Raw genomic sequence first — 22,594 nt, forward strand, 5'->3', positions numbered from 1 at the left:
TACCACAAATATATACTAAATTCGATATATATAACTTCAATAAAAATATATCGAATTCCTTTTTAATGATCGCGATTAAATTTTTAATTTTCTTAATTCATTATTGACCTTAACCTAGGGCTAAGGTTTATACTTTTAATTATAAGGAGTGATAATATGTGTAAAAAATATACGATAAAAGAAATATCTAACACTTTAAATATATCAAGTAACAAGATAAGATTTTATGAAGAAAAAGGATTGATACATCCAATTAGAACTAATAATAACTACAGAATCTACTCTGAAGAAGATTTGGCTAAATTGCAGTTGATATTAACATATAGAACTTTAAACATATCTATAGAAGATATTAAAAATTTAATGAAAAAATGTTCTAAAGATAATATGATAAATCATTTTTATAAACAATGGAAAATCATAAATGATGAAATGCAAAAAATAAGAACAATCAAAACATCTCTAGAAGATATAATGGACTCTATATACGAATCAGATAAAAATAATTATACAGATTACATAATAGAATCTGTTAAAAAGCTCAATCACATTAATAATCTAAAAAACAATTGGAGTGATAGATGGAATTTCGATGATTGGTCTAAATCATATGATGAATTTGTAAAAAAAGATAATACAATCCTTCAAATATATAAAAACTACGATAAAGTATTGCATGAAGTTTTTGTTAAAAGTACAAAGAATTTGAAAATCAGTTCTAAATTTCTTGAAATAGGGGTTGGAACAGGTAATCTATCTAAAGTATTCTTAGATGAAAATTATGATATTACAGGAATAGACCAATCAAGAGAAATGTTAAATACAGCAAAACAAAAATTTCCAGAGCTAAAACTAAGACTAGGCGAATTTCTAAAAATACCTTTTGAAAACAATATATTCGATTCAATTGTATCAACTTATGCCTTTCATCATTTAAATGATGAAGAAAAAATCATTGCAATTCAAGAAATGTTAAGAGTTCTTAAATCAGACGGAAAAATAATTATCGGAGATCTGATGTTTGAAAATGAATTGAGTAAAAATGAGATTTTTAAAACTCTATCAAGAGATCAAGTAAATGAAATTGAAGACGAGTATTATTCAAATATCGAATTTCTTAAAATTGAATTTGAAAAATATAATAAGTATATTAATTATACTAAGATAGATAAACTTAATTATATAGTTGAAGTATGTAGCAACTAAAATGAAAAAAAGTTCGTAATAAAAAACTCAATATTTTAAATTAAAGTACGAACTAGAATTTAAATCTAGTTCTTATTTTCTTGTAACTCTTAGTGACATAATGTAAAATTTTGTGATATTATATTATGGAATAGTTGATTTAATTTTCAGAAGATGAAATAAATTGAATTTATTTGTTGTTAGAACAAGTGACGTATGGTTAAATTTGGACGCCTTATACCGTACTGATGTAGTGGCGTAACCACCTAACTATATTAAAGCGAAACTTAATTCAGATGAAGTTTTTACTCCAACTGAATTTTTAGTTGAGCTAATCCATAACCTGTTAAGTTCTTATCTCCAGCCTTAAGAAAATGGAGTTTTATAACTTTTAGCTTTTGGATACAATTATAGTTAGTTTTTTTTTGTAAAAAACTATATAATTCAATGTATTTATATATTGCAACTAACAAAATTAAGATGGAGAAATATAGTATTGAGATTTGAGAACTGTAAAAAAGGGGGAAACGCTATAATGCTGAAAATACCATATAAAGAAAAATTACAAACTAAAATTTGTTTGGCATTTTTAATAAGTATTTTATTAATTGTTTCTACATTATCAAGTATAATATATTTTAAAAGCTATGATATGTTGGTTAATAATGTGGGTAAAAAAGCTTCTAAAATTGTAGAAGTTGCTGCTAAAACTATTGATATAAAAGAACTTAAAGATTTAAAAACGGCAGAAGATATGGATAAACCATATTTTAATAAAATGGGAGAAAGTCTTAATAATATTAGAAATATAGCTGGAGCAAAATATTTGTATGTAATGAGAAAAAATGAAAATGGTGAATATGTTTATGTAATAGAAAGTGCAGATTATGATAGTGAAGAAGCAACAGAAATTGGAGAAATAGAAGATACTTATTATCCAGGTTTTGAAGATGTTATGCAAGGAAAAATGCATATAGACAATAAAATACTAGTTGATCAGTATGGTGCACTTTTATCTGCATATTATCCTTTGAAAGATATAAATGATAATATAGTAGGCTTTGTAGGCGTAGACTATAATGTAGCTGATGAATATAAAGAGTTTCAAGAATTTAAATCCACTATTTTCATAATAGCTATAGTATTATCAATATTAGCAATAATATTCGGAGTTATATTTTCAAGAAGTATATCAAAGCCACTAATAAATTTAACTCAAGTAGCTAACAAAATTGCCAACTACGATTTTAGCATTAATAATATTAATATTAAAGATAAAGGTGAAATTGGTTTATTAACAAATAGTTTCAATACCATGGCTGAAAACATTAGAACTTTAATAAGTAACATTAAAGATACATCTATAAAGTTAGATAATACATCTGAATCAATAGCATCATCTACTGAAGAAGTAAGTGTATCAAGTGAAGAAATTTCAAAAACAGTTCAAGAAATTGCTTCTGGTGCAAATGATCAGGCTGTAGAAACTAATAGCTGTGTAGAGATAACTAATAATCTAGCTAAAAAAATAGAAAATATGGGTGAAAAATTAAAATCAACGGTTAGTTATACTGCAAATATGAAAGAGAAAAATGAATTAGGTATAACCTCTATTGAAGAACTTGATAATAGTTTTAAGGAAACTACTCAAGCTACAATGATAGTTGGAAATAGTATAGAAGAATTAGCAGAGAAATCAAAATCTATAGGTATGATAATAGAAACAATTAAATCAATATCGCAACAAACTAACTTATTGGCTTTAAATGCTGCTATTGAAGCTGCCAGAGCCGGAGAACATGGTAAAGGATTTGCAGTTGTGGCTGAAGAGATACGAAAACTAGCAGATGAATCTTCAAAGTCAACTGAAGAAATACAAAATATTATAGATAAGATAATACAAGTAATAGACAATACAAATAATGTTATGAATAATTCTAAAAATATAGTTAATAGTACAAATAATTATTTTAAACAAACTAAAGATGTATTTAATGAAATTAAAATATCAGCAGATAATGTTACAAAACAAATAAAATTATTAACTGATGATATTAACTATATTGAAAAAGATAAAGATAATGTATTAAATTCAATAGAAAATATATCATCAGTAGCAGAAGAATCCTCAGCCGCTACAGAGCAAATTAGTGCATCTTCTCAAGAGCAAACTGCATGTATAGAAGAAGTTGCTTCATCAATACAAGAATTGAGTAATATGTCAAATATGTTGTCAGAATCGGTTAAAGTATTTAAAGTTTAATATAAAAACATAAACTCAACACAAAAGAAGCTGTGGTATTTGCCATGGCTTTTATTTTTGATACATTATATTAGGCTTTGTGACCCATTATTTTTAATTCGTCGAATTATTTACTTTTTCTGTTTTTTTTGATAATATATTGCTAATTACATTATAAAGGAGGATATTATGAAAAAAAGAATTAGTATACTTTTAACTTTTATTCTGATATTTAGTTTGACATTAACAGGCTTTGCTGAAACTAATGACATAAAGGTTCAATTAAATGGAGAAATTTTAACTTTTGATGTAGCTCCTCAAATCATCAATGGAACTACTCTTCTTCCAGCAAGAAATATAGTAGAAAAACTAGGTGGATCTATCGAGTATATAGCAGATACTAGAACTGTTATAGCGAAGAAAGATGGTACTGTAGCAACTCTTCAAGTTGATAATAATTCAGCTAAAATTGAAAAAGACGGTGAAGTAAAAGAAGTAACATTAAATGAATCACCAAAAATTATAAACGGCAGAACTTTAATACCTGTTAGATTTGTATCAGAGGCATTTGATACAAAGGTTGGATGGGATGAATTTAAAAGAACTGTAGTTATAATAGATTATAATGAGATAATTAAATCTTTAGATGAGACTTTAAAATCTGAAACACCAGCTTTTTATGAATTTTTAAACACAGGATATAAGCAACCTAATACAGCAGTTTCAAAATGTAACTTTAGTATAGATTTTAAATCAACTCCAAATATGAACTCTATAGATAACTATTCAGCTTTGATGATGTTTGGCGCAATTCAAGGAGGATTCGATGTTACTTCTACATCTTCCATAAATAATGATAATATCTTAATAGACATGAATATAAAAGCTAAAGGAATGATAAAAGAATTCTTAAAAAATGAAGATTTAGGATTTAAAGATCTAGATGATATCAATCTAAAATTATTGTTAAGTGAAAAATCTATGTACATACAATCAGATTTATTTAATAAAGTTGAAAATTTAAAAGCTTTAAATATAGGCGATAAGTGGGTAAAATTTGATATGTCTGAAGAAGATATGATAGCTTTTAGTCAAATGAGAGAAATGATTAAATCTGATAATTCAAAACCAATTGACGTTCTTTATGAATCAATCAAAAATCCTACTACAAATATAAATACTAAAACTTATGAAAGTACTTCAATGATTTATGAAATTGTTCCAAAACTTTTAGGTGACGATAACTTTAAGCTATCTAAATCAGGAAATACTAAAACATATACTTTAAAAATAGATTCAGATGATTATATAAATTTAATAATGGATATGTCTTCAAAATACTCAGATGAAGATTTAACTAAAGACGCTGATTTTATAAAGTTAAAAGATACTCTTAAATTTAATTATGACTTAACAATTAATGTAAAAGATGATTATGTTACAGATGAAACTCTTGATATGAATCTTGACATTAACTCTGATGAACAAGGGAAGTTCAATTTAGGGTTTAAATTAAACTCAACTGTAAGTGATATAAATAGCGATTCTATTAAAATAGATATACCCGCTGACTCTGATACAATTGATTCTGAAACTTTTAAAAATTACTAGAAGTAATATAATTTAATAAAAAAGATGCTCGTTAAAATATTAGATTTTAATAAGCATCTTTTTTATTATAAACCTTAAATTAATACCTTGCTAATTTGTTTTGAATTTTCCATTGATAATATCTTTTCAAATGAAGTGCTATCAACAGGACAACTAAACAAATACCCTTGCCCAAATTCACATTCATTCTCTTTTAAGAATTCTAACTGTTCTTTTGTTTCAATACCTTCTGCTACAACTTTTATATTTAAACTTTTTGCCATTGTAATAATTGCTAAAGGTATTTCCGTATTTTTATGTTCATTATCAATATCATTAATAAAACTTTTATCAATTTTCAATTTAGAAATAGGTAATTTTTTCAGCTGCCCTAAAGAAGAATAACCTGTCCCAAAGTCATCAATAGAAAGACTTATCCCTAATTCTTCTAAATTATGTAATATCTTTTCAATATTATATATATTTTGAGCAGAAATACTTTCTGTTATTTCTAATTCTAAATACTTTGGATCAAGATTTATTTCCTTTAGAATATCAGAAACTAATTGAGGAAATTTCTTTTGTTTTAATTGATTTACTGATATATTCACTGAGATCTTTAGAAAATAATATCCTTTATCATGCCATTCTTTATTTTGTCTATACGCATTTTTAAGTACCCATGTACCAATTTTGTCTATAAGTCCATTTTTTTCAGCTATAGGTATAAATTTTTCAGGAGATATGAATCCAAATTTAGGATGTTTCCATCTAAGTAAGGCTTCTGCTCCAATTATTTTTTGCGTACTAATATCTATTATCGGTTGATAGTATAGTAATAACTCATTTTTTTCTATAGCATATCTCAAATGATTAGATAATTCAAAATCTTCTTTTATTTGATTGTTCATATTAGAGTGAAATAAGCTGATGCGTTTTTCATGAACGTTTTTATTTTCTTTTGCCTTATACATTGCTATGTCAGCATTTTTCATTAATGTTTCAGCATCTTTTCCATTATTGGGGTACTCTGATATTCCTATACTAGCTGAAACTTCTAATTTTTTTTGATTTACTATAATAGGTTCCCTTAAAGAATTAACAATAGAATTTGCTATATTTATATATATCATCTTATTTTCCAATTGTGGCATTAGTATAATAAATTCATCTCCACCTATTCTAGCAACTGTATCTATATCTCTAACACATTTTTGAATTCTCATTGAAAATTCCTTTAAAACCTTATCTCCAACCGAATGGCCCAAGGTATCATTTATCCTTTTAAAGTCGTCTAAATCTAAATATAGAACTGCTAAATTTTTATTAGTATTTTTTGATATTTCACTATCTAGCTTATCTATAAAAAAAGTTCTATTGTAAAGACCAGTAATACTGTCTCTAAATGACATATATTCAATTTTTTCTTCATTTTCCTTCTTATCAGTTATGTCCCTAATTATTCCTGTAAAATGAGTAGTCTTATTATCTTCATCTTTAATAGAATATATAGTTATCCACTGATTATAAGTTTTTCCACTTTTATTTTTATTTAATATTTCACCTGTCCATTTACCTTTAGTTAGTATACATTCCAATATTTCTTTATAACACTCATTTTCACATTTATCAGATTTTAATATTGTAAGGTTTTCACCTATAACTTCACTACTTTTATAGCCTGTTATCTGAGTAAATGCATTATTTACCCATTCTATATTTCCGTATTTATCAGTAATAACAATTCCTTCCGTATTATTCTCTAATGCTTTTTCAAATAATTTTAATTGCTTTTCATATTTAATTTTCTTTGTTACGTCGGTGTATATTACAGATATTCCAATTTTATCTCCATAGATTATTATGGGATATGCTATTATATCTACATCTATAATTTTATTGTCCTTTCTCTTTCTTTTAACTCTTTTTCTTATTACTGGACCTTGATTTATTATATTATCTGAATCACTATCATAAATATCTTCCTTATATATAATTTCTTCAATTCTTTTATTCTTAATCTCACTAAAATCATACTGAAATAATTTAGTGAAATTTTCATTAATGTCTATTATTTTATGGTTGTTATCTATAATTGCTATAGCTAAAGGATAATTATTAAATAAATCTAAAGCTAAATTATTACAGTTAGTAATACATTGATTTTTTAAAATAAAAAAAGGATTGTTTTTTTGATTAATAGAACTACTTAATTTGTTATATATCTTTATTTTTTTATCCATATTTTTATCTCTCCTTCTATGCTTTTTTATTTTATTAGCTGTAAAATTTAAACTTTTGATCACTTTCTTACATTTATAATTTATAATTATTTTTTATCTTTATTTACTAAAAAAAGACATCTATTGGTGATAGATGCCTTTTAGTATTTTTAAAATAAAAACGTTCGTGTTGTTAAGTTTACTTTTATAAACAACGATCTTGATTTATCAGTTATATTTATTCTATTTTACATGAATAAAGTTTTTTCATTTTTCACTTTTTATAAGTTAGATACAGCTAATTTGATTATATCTAAAAATCAAATTAATGTCAATATATGGTTTAACATAAAAGAATTCATAATGTTTTGTGTAGATATATTTTAAGAAAATACCACTCTATCACTTAGCCCATCCCTAGATTGTATTTTTTCAAAATATGATAAAAGCTTATCTATATTCAAACCTTTCTTCTCATCTTCTTTAATATCTAAAACTACTTTTCCCCCATGCATCATCAAAAGTCTATTTCCCATAGATATAGCATGATTTAGATTATGAGTTATCATAAGAGTTGTAATTTTTTTTCTTTCTACTATTCTCTCAGTAAGCTCTATTATTCTTTGAGAAGTTTTAGGATCAAGGGCTGCTGTATGTTCATCTAATAATAGTATATCCGGATTTTTTATAGTTGCCATTATAAGAGATAGTGCCTGCCTTTGACCTCCCGATAAAAGAGATACCTTAGTATTAAGTTGATCTTCAAGTCCTAATGATAATTCCGACAATATTTTTCTAATATAATCTATATTCTTTTTTGAAATACCCATTGATAATCCGAATTTATTTCCTTTATTCATAGCCATAGATAAATTTTCTAGTATAGTCATTGATGGAGATGTTCCAAAGCTTGGATCCTGATATACTCGTGCTATAAATTTTGATCGTTTGTATTCTTTAAGCTCTGATATATCTTTATCATCTACATTTATGATCCCACTATCTTTATCTAAACTTCCTGATATCATATTTAAAAGAGTTGATTTTCCAGCTCCATTACTTCCTATTATAGTTATAAAATCACCGTCTTCTATATCAAGTGATAATTTATCAAATACTTGCTTTTCATTTATAGTATTTTTATTGAATGTTTTGGATAAGTTCTTTATTTGAATCATTTCTCTCACCTCTTTTTATAAAGTTTAGATTTAGTTTAAATCTAGCGTTGTTAGAAGCTATAGCAACTACTACTATTAATGCTGTTATCAATTTTAAATCTGTTGGATTAAACCCAATCTTTAAGGCAAGAGCCGTGCTTAATTTATATAAAATAGACCCTATAACAGCCATTGTAGTAGTTTTGATAAATGAGAATTTTTTTAAAACTGCCTCTCCAAATATTACTGATGCAAGACCCATAACTATAATGCCACTTCCCATTGTAACATCTGAAAATCCTTGGTATTGAGCAAGTAGTGATCCTGAAAATGCTACTAAGCCATTTGATACCATAAGTCCTATTATTTTTATATTCCCTATATCTATGCCAAGAGATGTTATAAGTCTTTCATTATCTCCACACGCTTTTAAAGCAAAACCAAGTTTTGTTCTAAGAAAAAGATCTAACAGAATTTTCACTAAAAAAGCTATTATAGCTATTATATATATAGTTTCTATATTTATATTAAATACTGTGTTTTGATTGAATAATGGGATATTTGACTTTCCCATTATTCGAAGATTTACAGAGTATAAAGCTGTCATAACTAATATACCTGATAGTAAGTTAGTTATTTTAAATCTAACATGAAGTATTCCAGTTGCAATTCCTGCTATGCACCCAGCTATAATAGATATAGACGTTGCAACAACTGGGTTTATATCTTTAACCAAAAGAGCTGCTGTAACAGATGCTCCAAGAGCAAATGTTCCATCTACTGACAAGTCAGGAAAATCTAGTATCTTGTATGTTATATACACTCCTAAGGCCATTAAAGAAAATATTAAGCCCTGCTCGAGTATACTTATAATTAAGTCCATTTAATTTTCCCCCTCTATAAGCTGTGCCTTTGATTTTAAGCCATTTGGTATTTGTACATTTAGATCTTTTGCTACTTTCTCATTTATAACAAGAGTAGTATTTTTAATGTATTCGATGCTCATATCTTGAGGTTTTTTACCATTTAAAACTTCAATAGCCATAAGGCCTGTTTCGTATCCTAACTGCTTGTAGTCTATTCCTTGTGTAGCTAAAGCACCTAATTTTACGTGTGATTCCTCTGCACCTATTATAGGTATATTTTTTTCATTGCATTTATTTGCTATTAAGCTCATTGATGATGCAACTAAATTATCCGCTGGAGTGTATACAACATCCACGCTTTGAGTCAATTTATCCATGGCTTGAGCTACTTCATTAACACTACTTATTCCAACTTCCTCTATATCAAATCCATTCTTTTTAGCCTCTTTCTTAGCCATATCGATTTGAATTTTAGAATTTATTTCACTTGTATTGTATATAACTCCTATTTTTTTAGCATTTGGAACTAAAGTTTTGATAAGTTCAAACTGCTTATCAACAGGAGTCATATCACTAGTTCCTGTTACATTTGTCTGTGTTTTTTCAATAGATTTTACTATTCCTGCCTCTACAGGATCTGTTACTGCTGTTATTAGTATAGGGATTTCATTTGTAGAATTGAATGCACTTTGAGCTGATGGGGTTGCTATTGCAAATATCATATCCTTATTTTGAGATACAAAATTTTGTGCTATAGTTTGAGATGTGGGTATATCTCCTTGAGCACTTTGAAAGTCTATTTCTATGTTATTCCCATCCTCAAATCCATTATCTTTAAGAGCTTCTATAAATCCTTCTCTCGCTAGATCAAGAGCTGGATGCTCTATTATTTGAGTTATTCCAATTTTGATTTTGTCACCCTTTGAAGTGTCCACTGACTTGCATCCTACTAAAGATACAACTAATAAGATAAGTAAAACAACGATTTTAAAGTTCTTTTTTCCTACCATGCTACCATCCTCCTAAATTTTAAATTGTAATATTGTTTTAATACAAAAACAAAAAACTCTCGTATGAGAGTTTTTAAACAAAGTTAATAAACCTACCCTACATACCTACCATTCTACATATCTACTATACTACCAAACTACTTTTCTACTAATCTTCTACGAACTTCCTAGTCTACATTTTCTTCTAATTTTAAAGTTTATTATATTAAATTTAGTATACAATGTCAATCTAATTTTATGATTATTTTTTTGTTTAGATTGTACTTTTTTTAACTTCTCTTAAAACGGAACTTTCATCTGCTTTTTTAATTGCTATCTTAGTTGCAACAGGTCCTATTATCTCTGTAATTATAGTTGTAGCCATAAGTATAGTAATTACAATTTCTCCAAGTGAAGTTCCAGGGAACTCTCTACCTACAGTTATTGCAAGACCTATAGCAACTCCTACTTGTGATAAAAGTCCAAGGCCTATATATTTTTTAACCACAGTTGGAGCCTTTGAAATTGTTGCTCCAACAGATGCTCCTCCTACTTTTCCAACTATTCTAAATAGTAAATACATAACTCCTAAAAGACCTATCTTAGGAATTAAGGAAACATCAAGTCTAGAACCTGCTAATGTAAAGAATGCTGCTGTTACTGGAGGTGACCATTTTTCAAGTATGTTAAATGCTCTATTTGCCTTACTTGATACATTTGTTACCATTATTCCACTTGCCATAGCACAAAGAAGTGGAGATAAGTCAAATTGAAGAGCTACTCCTACAGTTAAAACAATACTTGCAATAACAAAAGTTAAAACTTCAGATTCGTTCTTAGCATTTTTAAGTAAATAACATAATAATATTCCAATTAATCCCCCTACACCTATAGATAAAACTATTTCTGTTAAAGGATGTATAATTACCTTTGATACAGTTAAAGCTTCATGCTTTAAAAACACTTTTGCAATAGATGCTGCAATTGCATATATCATAAGAGATATTGCATCATCAACCGCAACAACTCCAAGCAATGTACTAGTTAAAGGGCCCCTAGCATTATATTCTTTAAGAACCATAACAGTAGCTGCTGGTGCAGTAGCTGATGATATTGATCCTAATATAAGTGCAGTTGGTATATCTTGACCAAGTGCTAACATTATTCCTGTAACAAGAACAAATGCTCCCATGGCCTCACAAAATGCTATTATAAATATATTCTTACCTAATTTTTTCATCTCTTCTATCTTAAATTCACTACCAATATTAAAAGCTATTATTCCAAGTGCGACATCACTTATAAAAGATAATTCCTCTATTACCTGTTCATTGACAATATTAAGACCTGATACACCAATTATAAGACCTGCTATTATATACCCTCCAACTGCAGGCATATTCATTTTATTCATAGCCTTACCAAGTAAAACTCCAAATATAAGTGCCAATGCTAAACTGATAAAATCACTCATTTTTAACAATCTCCTTCTATATCTATTTTTGCAAATTTTATACCAAGGAATGTGATATCCCTTGGCATTATTTTAAACTAATATATATCTGGTATTGATCTATGTGATAAACCAATTACAACCTCATTCAAATGTAAAAGTCCTATGCTCATAAATATACAAACGCTCAAATGCTCCTTGTTCCTTGTAATGCCTATTTTTCCTCCTACATTCATTCCATTGGCCTTTGCAGCTACCTGCATTATTGCTTCTCTAGCAGCTCCCGCTACTGCTCCATCATGTACATGACATTCTTTTATAACTCCACTTCTTCTCGATGCTACAAGCGCTCTTTCTATAATCTTAGGTATAGACTGTATTAAATTTCCTCCTATATCAACTGCTGCTGCCTTTATGCCTTCTTTTTCTAATTCTCTTATTGCCCTCTGCTCATCTTCTCTTGAGCTTGTTATAGCTATCTTAATAGACGCCTTTGCTATATGAGTACTGTCTAATTGCATTCTATAACCTCCATAGTGTTTTCCTTTTTTATGCCTGATATAATTTTTGATACTAATTTTGAGAATAATTCTATTTCATCTTCAGATAGATGCTTAGCTATTTTCTCAGTGAAGTGCTTGTAAACCTCAAGCTCTGCATTTAAAATTTCTTTTCCTCTATCCGTTAAGTATATATGAAATTCCCTTTTATCATGTTCTGAGTTCATCTTTTTTACATAGCCTTGATCTGTTAACCTTTTTATCATAGCTGTAACAGAGGGCTTAGTAACATTTAAAGCCTGAGCTAATTGGCTAAAAGTTGGATTATTAAGTGTATATATATATTCCAAATAATACATATGATTTATACTAAATCTTGAAAATTCCTGTTTACTCATAATTTTTTCTATATACTTTTTATATACCTTATGAATATATTCTTCCATTTCCAACAAATTTACTTGTAGCTTCATCAATTCCTCCTAAAAAATTACATTTTTAAAATTAGTTAGTTAATGCTAACTAATATTTTAAGATATTTTTTCTCTTTTGTAAAGTACTTTCCTATATATACTTCATTTCGGCTCAAGTATTGAAGTAATTTTGTATATATAATATAATTTTTTTGTAAAATGTTTTAAATTTCATGTTTAGGATTTTTTTTCTTAGGTATATATGAATTAGAAAACATTTAATTTAATTGGGGAGGTATTTAATTATGAAAAAATTTATATGTAAAGTATGCGGTTATACTCACGAGGGGGAAAATGCACCAGATGTATGTCCACAATGTAAAGCTCCTAAAGATCAATTCATAGAACATGACGAAACAAAGTTATCTTGGGCTGATGAGCATTTTGTTGGAATAGCTAAAGATGTAGATCCAGAAATAATAGAAGGTCTTCGTCAAAACTTCTTAGGAGAATGTACAGAAGTAGGTATGTACCTTGCTATGAGCCGTCAAGCTGATAGAGAAGGATTCCCAGAAGTAGCTGAAGCTTACAAGAGAATAGCTTGGGAAGAAGCTGAACATGCTGCTAAATTTGCAGAGTTATTAGGAGAAGTTGTGACTGATAGTACTGAAAAGAACTTACAAATGAGAGTAGATGCTGAGCACGGTGCTTGTATGGGTAAAAAAGAATTAGCTACTAAGGCTAAGAAATTAAACTTAGATGCAATCCATGATACAGTTCATGAAATGTGTAAAGATGAAGCTAGACACGGTTCAGCTTTCAATGGTTTATTAAAGAGATACTTTGGTAAATAATATATCAATCTAAAAAGAGTGCATACGCACTCTTTTTTTGTCTCTAAGTAAACTATATAATCATTAACCTATCAATAATTCTGATTAAATAGCTGCACTTGCAACTATTTTTAAGCAACGGAGTCTGTTAAGACTAGTTGGCGGCATGAGTCAGTGCGTAGCAACTAGACGAATTTTAGTGTCTTGGAGCCCAAAGAATTATACTTACTCCCACTAAGCATACGACTCCACCTATAAAATCAAATACATCTGGAGTCTTTTTATCTATTCCCCATCCCCATAATATTGATAAAAAAACAAATATTCCACCGTAAGCTGCATATACTCTTCCGAAACTTGGGAATTTTTGAAAGGTTGGTATTACCCCGTATATAACTAAAACAATAGCTCCAACAATACCATAAACATAAGGCTTACCTTCTCTTAGCCAAATCCAAACCAAGTATCCCCCACCAATTTCTGCAATCCCTGCTAATATGAATAGTATTATAGAATTTAGCACACAAATTCCCCCTCTTATGTAAATAGAAATAATTATCAATATTAATTATATCTTATATAACTCCAAACTAATAGCCTCCTATTAAAGGAGGCTTAGTATATTTATATTCACTATAATTATTTTTTCCAATATTCGTGTTCTGTTAAACTACTCAAAGGTACTTCTTGACTTTTTTCTCGTTGGTTCAGGAAATGAATACTAGCAGAATCATTATTTTCATTTACTGATTCGATGTAAATCTGTGATCCATTATAAGTTACATTAGCCATGATTGGAGAAGAAGCAATTTCTTTAGCACGTTGGTTATTCATAATAATACCTCCTTTATAATCTAATCAACTATATTATTTGTATTAAAGTAATAACATATTCTTTACTTTTAAATAATTATTGAATCTTTGTTAGTAAAATATTTACAAATACAAGATTGTATGTTACATTGTTACCGTGGTAATTTTATAATATAAGGAGGTATATAATGAGTAAAATGAAAATTGAGCGTGTTCAAACTGGAGTTCGTATGGAAAAAAGAATGGTAAAAGTTTTAAAAGGATTAGCAGAGTATTTAGATATATCTTTAGGAGATTTACTTGAAGGAATTGTACTTCACTCTTTTGAAGGAAAAGCTCCATTTAGTGAGAAAACCTTGGGAAAAATTGAAGAATTAAAGAAGATTTACGAAATGGATTATAATGCAAGTGCAAGTCATAATATGACAGAAGAAGATGAAAGTAAATAAAGCTAAAAAATATTAATTATAATAATCTAAAAAAATAATTATGCCTCGCAAAACTTTGAAAAAAATTTGAGTTCAAAGTTTTGTGAGGTATTTTTTACTTTATTAGAATTATATTTTAAAATCAAAATAATTCTCAAAATTCATAATATTGTATATTTTTTTGACGAATCATGTTAAAATATAAACTATGGGTAAATTTTGGAAATTAAGAGAGCGAAAATTTTTAGCCAAAGGTGGGTTGATATGATATTAAAGTTTCGAGATTGGAAAATTAGAAAAAAACTACTTGGAGGATTTTTGGGGTTAATTTTACTTTTTATATTGTTTGGAGTTACAGTATACATGTCAATATATGAAATTAGTAATCAAAAAATCCCTTTGATGAGAAATGTCGATGATATTTATAATATTACATTAGAACTGAGAAAAAATGAAAAAGATTTTTTTATTAGAGACTCTACAAATCTAGAATTTTTTAAAACAGGCAAAAGTGAACATATCGATAAATTTGAATCTAATTTTAACAAACTTATAGATACAATTAACTTAATTAAGAAAAATAAAATGATTCTTAGTAATGAAGATGACATAAAAAAATTAAATCAAATGATAGTTTTATCACAAGAATATCATGATAAATTTCTAAAAGTAGTTGAAAAAACAAAAACAAAAGGCTTTAAGGACTATGGTTTAATTGGAGAGTTAAGAAAGGCAGCAAACACTATAGAAAATAGTGTAGAAATTTTACCACGAAACAAAGACTTGAAAATTTTACTTTTACAAGCTAGAAGAAATGAAAAAGACTATCTTCTAAGAAAAGATGTGCAGTATCCTGCTAAATTGGATGAAACTGTTTACCAATTTAAAACTTTATTAAACAGTACAAAATATAATCAAGAAACTAAATTAGATATAAATACATTAATTGAAGAATATAAAAATAGCTTTGATAAAGTAGTATCTATTGATAAGGAAATAGGATTTAAAGAGACACAAGGGCTAATAGGAGCTTATAGAAAGACTATTCATAGCCTTGAGCCACTTGTAGATGCAGTTCATAAAAATATTATGACAGAAATAGATCAGGAAGCACAAAATAAGATAAGAAAAACTATTATAAGTATTATTCTTATTAATGTTTTTGCAGTTTTATCTGCAATTTACATATCAAAATTAATAACTAAACCAATAAAGAAAATGGTTGATAAAACACAAATAATTGCATCTGGAGATTTAACACAAGAAATAAAAGTATATTCTAAAGATGAAATTGGTGATTTTACAGCTTCTTTAAAAACTATGCAGGAAAGCTTAAGAAATTTAATTGGCAATTTATATAATAGTGCCGATAATGTATCTTCATCTAGTCAACAATTAGCCATGGTTTCTGAAGAAAATGCTCAAATGTCAGAACAAGTAGCGCAAACTATGAAGCAGTTAGCTATAGGTGTGGGCAATCAAAGTGATCATACAACAAAAACAAATAAACTAATTGTAAATCTTATGGATCATATTAATCTGGTAAATGAAAATTCATATAAAATGGCTCAATTATCAAATGATGTCTCTATTCAGGCTAATTTAGGTAAAGAAGTTATGGATACAGCAACTAACCAAATGGACAAAATAAATACAACAACATGTAGTGCAAATGAGGTAATACAAGAATTAAATGAGAAATCAAAAAAAATAGGGCAAATACTAGAAGTTATATCAAATATTTCAGAACAAACGAATTTACTTGCATTAAATGCAGCTATAGAATCAGCTAGAGCTGGTGAACAAGGAAGAGGATTTGCAGTATTAGCAGAAGAAATCAGAAAGCTAGCAGCACAATCACAAAATTCTTCTAAAGAAATATATACTCTTATAGCTGATTTACAAAATGGAATATCTGTAGTTGTTTCTTCTATAGAAAATACTAGTGTAGAAGTTGACTTAGGTAAAAAAATAATAAACCAAACAGGATATACATTTGAAAAAATACTAAAAACAATAAAAGAAACTACAGAAAAAATAAAAGAAGTGAGCTCTGGAATAGAAGAAATCAGATACAACGGAGAGCAAGCAGCTCAATCTGTTGAAGAAATTGCAAGTATCACAAATGAATTTGAATCAAGTATTGAAGAGGTAAGTGTATCAGCTCAGCAGCAGTCAGCATCTGTAGAAGAAATTGCAGCTACATCAAATGAACTAGCCCAAATGGCAGAATATCTAAACTCATTAGTTGGAAATTTTAAAATTTAAAAAATAAACCGCGAACTCATTTAAATATAAATGAGTTCGCGGTTTATCTATCATTCATTAAATATTTTACCACACAAATATTATTGGATTAATTGAGACTATTAAATATTATCAAGGTTTTATCTTGAAGTTTTATATATCAGAAAATTCGATATTAATTTTTTGTTTTATATAAGTTTCTTTTTCCATTGTTGTATTTAAATTATGATTTATAGATACATCCTCCACTGGTAGTTTTATAATAAATTCGCTTCCCTTACCGTATTGACTACTTAAGGATATTGTTCCCCCTTGCATCTCTACTAGAGATTTAACTATAGATAATCCTATTCCACTACCCTCATGATTTCTTGTAAATGATTTATCTGCCTGTCTAAATCTATCAAAAATCAAATCAATATTCTCTTCTTTTATCCCTATACCTGTATCCTTTATTACAATCTTCACATTATCAACTTCATCAAAAATATTAACAAATATACTTCCACCTTCTGGCGTGAATTTTACAGCATTTGATATTAAATTAAGTATAATTCTGTCCATGCTCTCTATGTGGCAACTAACTATTTTTTCCTCAATTTCTGTATCAAATTCTATGTATAATCCTTTATTTTCTACATAGTCTACAACTGATAATGTAATATCTTCAACTACAGACACTATGTTATATTTATCCATGTTTATATCAAAATACCCTGCATCTATTTTAGTAATATCTAATAAATTATTTATTAATCTTAATAATCTATAACCATTTTGTTTTAATGTTTTAAAGCTTTTATTTTGTCTAGGTACAATTGATTCAGATGTATTTTCAAGAAGTTGTATTGCACCTAAAATTATCGTTAATGGCGTTCTTAATTCATGAGATAAATTAGCGAAGAATTCATCCTTAATTCTATCATGTTCTATTTTTTCTCTTAATTTTTTTTCTTCTTGATATACTTTTTCTTCTAGCTCTAATATTTTCTTTTTTTCAGTGACATTTTTACATAAGACTAATGCATAGTTATTACCGTTTACCTTTATAGAACTTCCATAGATCTCCATTTCAATAACTTCTCCATTTTCTCTAAAAAACATTTCTTCTATGATAGGTTCGAAATATCTTCCTTCTGTAACAGCATCATACCTTTCTTGTCCTATTGCATCTATATTGAATTTAACAAAATCTTCTACAGGTTTTCCAACCACCTCTTCTGGATTTTGAAATCCAAAAATTGCTGCCGCTTTTTTATTTAAATATTTGAACTCTAATTTCCTATGTACAAAAACTGCATTAGGTGATGACTCAATAATTTCTTCAAGCAAATCAAGCTTGTCCTCCATTTTGTTTATATAATCTTTTGATTTTAAATTTGTTATTATTGCTATTATATTTAAAATTAATAATAAAATAACTCCACCTATAACAATAGTATAATTTAGCTTAATTTTATAATAATAAAAAATTAAACCTAATAATATAGTCAAACAATTAATCAAGCTAGATACAATATCTGCTTGGCCTATCTTTTGTAATTTCATTAAAAAGCCCTCCTAAAGAATCTATAATATTGGAAAAACATATTATACTCTATATCATTAACTACTAATTATAGTCATTAGTAACTAAATTCTTAAGTAAAAATATATTTACTAAAATATACCTCTCATTATTTTAGCATAAATCATCCCAAATAATAGAAAAATTCCACATTATTTCTAATAATGTGGGATTTTTTAATTCAACTAATTCATTATTAAATTATACAATCTATGGAGCATTACTGCAGCTTGTGCACGTGTTGCTTTTATTCTATTTCTTCAACAGGAATTTCACTATAACTTATCCTATCTTTAAATCTAAATAATATATTTATAAAACTTTCCCCAATAAATATGTAAAAGTAAAGTTTCCTATAGCATGCATTAAGCCAAAATAGAATGATCTTGCATAAGTAAACATAAAACTATTAATTGTATGCTCATGTACAAAAAAAACTACAGACAGCATACTATAGTTCATATTTTTTCTTTTTACCAAGCTGTTATATTCCCTTTATCCTTAAATATATCTCTTTTGATTTGTACCTATATCTAAAAGTTTGTTATCCACACTAAGGATGGTTTTAAATCCTTTCTTTTCGTTTAAACATCCTATTTTATCCACATATCTTTTTTATTGTTGATATTTTTAGAAAACTCAGAACCCATAGATTTCAATGATATCATTTGATTAATGCTACCCTGTGTATCATCTTCTGTGGATATACATCCTGTTTATTAACATTTATGGTTAATTTACCCCACACACTTTTCTACAATATACACATCTGATTGTTTTTTCTATCAATAGAAAACAAAATTAATTTATTATTAAGATATAGAATTTAGTGCATATTATATTAATTCTTAGTACTAAATTCTATATTTATTTTCTTTGTTAAAGTCACTAAACGCTTTACTATTTCCAAGCTGAATGTACAATGTAAAAAGTCTATAAATTTTTATTCGTTATAAAAGAATTCCTTGCAATAAAATACAAGGAATTTTTTTGATAACGCACTATTCAAATCTATTTACTATAAACATTAATTTCTGCTGCAGAAGCAAATCCACCAATTGATTCAACTGCTTCAAGAGTAATATAACGAGCATTTAAAGAAGAGATATGTGCTATCTTTTCAGAATAATCATCTGACCAAGTTCCCTCAGCTACTTTTGTAAAACCTACACCGTCTGTACTTGCAAATATTTTATACTTTATAATTCTTCCATTTTTTCCACCATAAGCTTCTGAATCTTGTCTTGGAAGGTAATTTAATTGACTAACATCATAGTTATCACCAAGATCTAATGTAATAGAATGAGGATTTGTATTATCATCATCCCATTTTGTATGCCAGATTGTATCGTCATTACCATCTATAGCACAACTTGCAGCATTTGATGCTTGTTCTGTTTCTTCACTTGATGCACTCGCAGATATTTCAGTTTGTGGTATGATTTTTAGCTGTGATGAATCTGTTAATGGAGTAACACTCATACTATTAAATTCTATATTAGACTCAGGTGTGTCATCATCAGTAGATCTTCTCTCACGACTTGCTGGTGCATCACTTATCTCTGGAAGACCTTTATCCTCATCTGTTAACTCTCCTAGATCTTCTACTAATGTATCAAAGTGCATACCCCCAATATTAGTAAATTTACCTGAAACGGTTGTAGCATATTTCTTTTTCGTAATACGACTTAAAACTGACTTAGTACTCCAGTAACCAGTAGTATCTTTGTACTTATCTAATATCCAATCCCAGTCCCATTTTGAATAACCATTTATGTCTCTATGAAGATATTGGTCTAAAATATCCTCAGGACCACCTAAAGTACCACCTAAATAACTTGGCTTACCTCCAAATTTAATATCATCATAAGTAGGTCTGCTTTCGTCGTGACCAAATCTTGAATTATCCTTCCATCTCATGAACCCTTTGAATTGAACGTCATAGTCTAAATACATATTAACGGTATATGGTATATCTGATTTTTGCTGGAAAGCAAGTGTAGTCACCTTAGCTTTTTTATTAGGAAGTACATTAATTCTTTCTTGTGAAGACTGTGTTACCCTTGTTGAAGTACCTTTTGCTTCTGACCAAGACTCACCACCTGTAGCTGAAACAGAGAGCTCTGTAGCACTATCTACTCCACCTGTTACCTCTGAAGATTTAACCGTAAATGTCTGCTTTACCCCTGCAGTTACAGCCCACTGGCCACCATCTGTTTTTGTAAAACTTGTTTCTTCTGTAGCAGAATAGTCAACAACAAAGGTATTCTCACAGTCGCCACCGTTTCTTATTATTTTTGATGTTGAATTAGCTGCTTTTAACTCAGTAACTTTAGGTTTTCCAAGCTTTAATGAATCAGTATCAATATAAAATTTTACGTTAGTAATATCAATTTCTAATCTTTCACCAGCTCTATAACCACTAGCATATGGATCATTTTCGTTATAACGAGCCTTTAATATATAATGATTTGGACCAATTTTTTCAAATTCAAAATCATCACCAACATATTGAGATGCTGTGCCTCCACACCAACCTAATCCCATTTGATGAGCAAGATTCGCTAAATCTTTAATAAAAGCAGGATCTTGAATAATTTTAGCTTTTAATGATTCTTCATCTTGCATAGAAAATATTGCAGGACTTTGACTTGGAATATCATCTGTTGCAGCAAAAACAGCTTGAGAAGGCATGAAACTCATAAGCTGCATCATAATTAATGAACAGCTAGTAACTTTTTTAAGTGTATTTTTTAAACCCATTTTTTATCTCCTCCTTTTTAATTTTGTATTATTTAGAATAGTTTGTAATTTCATTATATAAATAAGGAGAGTCATATGATAAGTCCTAAAAAACAAAAATAAACCCGTATAAAAGTCCTGTTTAATTAAAATATATCATTTAATATTTTAATTGCATCTTCTCGATTATTTGTTCCAAGTTTTGCATATATAGAGCTAACATAATTTTTAATTGTTCCAGAGGAAAGATTAAGCTGATTAGAAATTTCTTTATTGCTATATCCTTGGATTAATAAATCTGAAATTTCTTTTTCTCTTTCTGATAAAGAAAGAAATTGTGCTTGATTGTCATCTATTTTAGATTTAAGTATATATTCGGCAAGCTTAAAAGCTATATCTGATTCTATTAAGAGTTTTCCATTGACTACACTTCGAATTGCTTGTATTAAATTGTCTATATTCACATCTTTTAAAAGATATCCATTGGCACCATTAGCTAAGGCTTCAATAATGTATTCATCATAATCAAAGCTGGTAAGCATAAGAACAACTGTTTTTGGAAAATCTTTTTTTATCAATTTTAGACCTTCTACTCCGTTGGATACAGGCATTTTTACATCCATAAGAACTACATCTGGCAATAGCACTCTTGTCCTTTCATACCCATTAAGGCCATTTTCACAAACACCGATTACCTGCATATCCTCTTCCAGATCTAAAATTGCTCGGAGGGTCTCTCTTATAAGAGGCATATCATCTACAATTAATATCTTGATGCTCTTCATTTTTCAAGCTCCTTTCAAATAGGATTTGTATTTCGAGTGTACATCCTTTTCCTTCAATTGAATTTATTTCTATATATCTGCCATGGCTTTCAATTTTTTCTTCGATTATTAGTAACATAGATTTTATATTATTAGATTGGGGTATATGATATTTGGCTATATATGAATTTAAAAATATAAATAAGAACATTGATAGCTTACTCAATAAAATTAAGATAGATTGATCTAGATGAATAAAACCGCCTTTTACATATGTAGAAAATATTACTACACAGTAACTAACAATTAAAATAAAAAAACTCCACCACAAAAAAGAAATTCTATCTTTTGTGATGCAGTCAAAGCTTTTATAAGTATAGATTATTATCTTTAATTGCTTTTCATTTTATGAAGAATTATATATTTAATTTAACTTTAGGAAATGTACTGTATCTTCTAAAATCTGTTTTTTATAGAATCTATTAACAGAATTATACAAAATTTGACTCGAGATGTCAATTTGTTTAGTGTATTCAGGGAAATATAATTTAATATCTATTTATCGAAATTGTTTCAATGAAAC

General features: G+C 28.0%; 20 protein-coding genes. 7 read left to right on the forward strand and 13 right to left on the reverse strand.

From position 1 onward, the window contains the following. Positions 1–156 precede the first annotated feature (156 nt). The 3 genes from M2214_RS14815 (at position 157) to M2214_RS14825 (ending at position 5,038) form a co-directional block, all read left to right on the forward strand. Positions 157–1,206 carry a MerR family transcriptional regulator gene (locus M2214_RS14815; protein ID WP_248480465.1) on the forward strand — a complete coding sequence of 350 codons (1,050 nt, stop codon included), beginning with the start codon at positions 157–159 and terminating at the stop codon, positions 1,204–1,206. A gap of 514 nt (positions 1,207–1,720) precedes the next feature. Continuing rightward, complete coding sequence (locus tag M2214_RS14820; RefSeq protein ID WP_248480467.1) at positions 1,721–3,448, forward strand: methyl-accepting chemotaxis protein; 1,728 nt, start codon at positions 1,721–1,723, stop codon at positions 3,446–3,448. 168 nt (positions 3,449–3,616) lie between these two features. Next, a complete protein-coding gene (locus M2214_RS14825) occupies positions 3,617–5,038 on the forward strand; it encodes a copper amine oxidase N-terminal domain-containing protein (RefSeq protein WP_248480470.1) in 1,422 nt (473 codons plus the stop codon). 74 nt (positions 5,039–5,112) lie between these two features. On the opposite strand, the gene M2214_RS14830 is transcribed toward M2214_RS14825, so the two are convergent. Continuing rightward, positions 5,113–7,260, reverse strand: a complete 2,148-nt coding sequence (locus tag M2214_RS14830) for a bifunctional diguanylate cyclase/phosphodiesterase (protein ID WP_248480472.1) — start codon at positions 7,258–7,260, stop codon at positions 5,113–5,115. Between the two features lie 231 nt (positions 7,261–7,491). Between M2214_RS14830 and M2214_RS18205 the strand changes: the two genes are divergently transcribed. Continuing rightward, positions 7,492–7,626 carry a hypothetical protein gene (locus tag M2214_RS18205; protein WP_256466686.1) on the forward strand — a complete coding sequence of 45 codons (135 nt, stop codon included), beginning with the start codon at positions 7,492–7,494 and terminating at the stop codon, positions 7,624–7,626. Here the strand turns inward: M2214_RS18205 and M2214_RS14835 are convergent. From M2214_RS14835 to M2214_RS14860, 6 genes are all read right to left on the reverse strand, one after another. Then, complete coding sequence (locus tag M2214_RS14835) at positions 7,623–8,417, reverse strand: ABC transporter ATP-binding protein (RefSeq protein ID WP_248480474.1); 795 nt, start codon at positions 8,415–8,417, stop codon at positions 7,623–7,625. The two genes, M2214_RS18205 and M2214_RS14835, sit on opposite strands and share 4 nt — an antisense overlap. Beyond that, on the reverse strand, positions 8,380–9,279 hold the full coding sequence (locus tag M2214_RS14840) for an ABC transporter permease (protein WP_248480476.1): 900 nt from the start codon (positions 9,277–9,279) through the stop codon (positions 8,380–8,382). Before M2214_RS14840 ends, M2214_RS14835 begins: the two co-directional genes overlap by 38 nt. Next, the gene (locus M2214_RS14845; protein ID WP_248480478.1) at positions 9,280–10,272 is read right to left on the reverse strand and encodes an ABC transporter substrate-binding protein; all 993 of its coding nucleotides are present in this window, start codon (positions 10,270–10,272) and stop codon (positions 9,280–9,282) included. 253 nt (positions 10,273–10,525) lie between these two features. Further along, on the reverse strand, positions 10,526–11,725 hold the full coding sequence (locus M2214_RS14850; protein WP_248480480.1) for a cation:proton antiporter: 1,200 nt from the start codon (positions 11,723–11,725) through the stop codon (positions 10,526–10,528). A gap of 77 nt (positions 11,726–11,802) precedes the next feature. Then, the gene (locus M2214_RS14855; protein ID WP_248480481.1) at positions 11,803–12,225 is read right to left on the reverse strand and encodes a HutP family protein; all 423 of its coding nucleotides are present in this window, start codon (positions 12,223–12,225) and stop codon (positions 11,803–11,805) included. Next, positions 12,216–12,677 carry a MarR family winged helix-turn-helix transcriptional regulator gene (locus M2214_RS14860; protein ID WP_248480489.1) on the reverse strand — a complete coding sequence of 154 codons (462 nt, stop codon included), beginning with the start codon at positions 12,675–12,677 and terminating at the stop codon, positions 12,216–12,218. The genes M2214_RS14855 and M2214_RS14860 overlap by 10 nt, the downstream gene beginning before the upstream one ends. Before the next feature lie 245 nt (positions 12,678–12,922). Here M2214_RS14860 and M2214_RS14865 point away from each other — a divergent pair, with 245 nt between their 5' ends. After that, on the forward strand, positions 12,923–13,471 hold the full coding sequence (locus M2214_RS14865; protein WP_248480497.1) for an NADH peroxidase: 549 nt from the start codon (positions 12,923–12,925) through the stop codon (positions 13,469–13,471). Positions 13,472–13,646: 175 nt separating this feature from the next. Here the strand turns inward: M2214_RS14865 and M2214_RS14870 are convergent, their stop codons facing one another. Both M2214_RS14870 and M2214_RS14875 read right to left on the reverse strand, forming a co-directional pair. Then, complete coding sequence (locus M2214_RS14870) at positions 13,647–13,973, reverse strand: YnfA family protein (RefSeq protein ID WP_248480499.1); 327 nt, start codon at positions 13,971–13,973, stop codon at positions 13,647–13,649. Positions 13,974–14,089: 116 nt separating this feature from the next. Next, on the reverse strand, positions 14,090–14,284 hold the full coding sequence (locus M2214_RS14875) for an H-type small acid-soluble spore protein (RefSeq protein WP_248480501.1): 195 nt from the start codon (positions 14,282–14,284) through the stop codon (positions 14,090–14,092). Between the two features lie 167 nt (positions 14,285–14,451). Here M2214_RS14875 and M2214_RS14880 point away from each other — a divergent pair, with 167 nt between their 5' ends. After that, the gene (locus M2214_RS14880; protein ID WP_248480503.1) at positions 14,452–14,712 is read left to right on the forward strand and encodes a hypothetical protein; all 261 of its coding nucleotides are present in this window, start codon (positions 14,452–14,454) and stop codon (positions 14,710–14,712) included. Between the two features lie 243 nt (positions 14,713–14,955). Next, a complete protein-coding gene (locus tag M2214_RS14885; protein ID WP_248480505.1) occupies positions 14,956–16,959 on the forward strand; it encodes a methyl-accepting chemotaxis protein in 2,004 nt (667 codons plus the stop codon). A 132-nt stretch (positions 16,960–17,091) separates the two neighbouring features. Here M2214_RS14885 and M2214_RS14890 read toward each other — a convergent pair whose 3' ends face one another. The 4 genes from M2214_RS14890 to M2214_RS14905 form a co-directional block, all read right to left on the reverse strand. Continuing rightward, a complete protein-coding gene (locus tag M2214_RS14890; protein ID WP_248480507.1) occupies positions 17,092–18,486 on the reverse strand; it encodes a PAS domain-containing sensor histidine kinase in 1,395 nt (464 codons plus the stop codon). Positions 18,487–19,516: 1,030 nt separating this feature from the next. Beyond that, a complete protein-coding gene (locus tag M2214_RS14895; RefSeq protein WP_248480509.1) occupies positions 19,517–21,268 on the reverse strand; it encodes an aerolysin family beta-barrel pore-forming toxin in 1,752 nt (583 codons plus the stop codon). A gap of 125 nt (positions 21,269–21,393) precedes the next feature. Beyond that, positions 21,394–22,032 carry a response regulator transcription factor gene (locus M2214_RS14900; RefSeq protein WP_248480510.1) on the reverse strand — a complete coding sequence of 213 codons (639 nt, stop codon included), beginning with the start codon at positions 22,030–22,032 and terminating at the stop codon, positions 21,394–21,396. Further along, entirely contained in the window at positions 22,001–22,237 is a 237-nt protein-coding gene (locus M2214_RS14905) for a hypothetical protein (protein ID WP_248480512.1), read from the reverse strand. Before M2214_RS14905 ends, M2214_RS14900 begins: the two co-directional genes overlap by 32 nt. Positions 22,238–22,594 lie beyond the last annotated feature (357 nt).

The organism is Tepidibacter aestuarii, assembly GCF_934924865.1.
In the GTDB taxonomy this organism is placed as follows: Bacteria; Bacillota; Clostridia; order Peptostreptococcales; family Peptostreptococcaceae; genus Tepidibacter_A; species Tepidibacter_A aestuarii.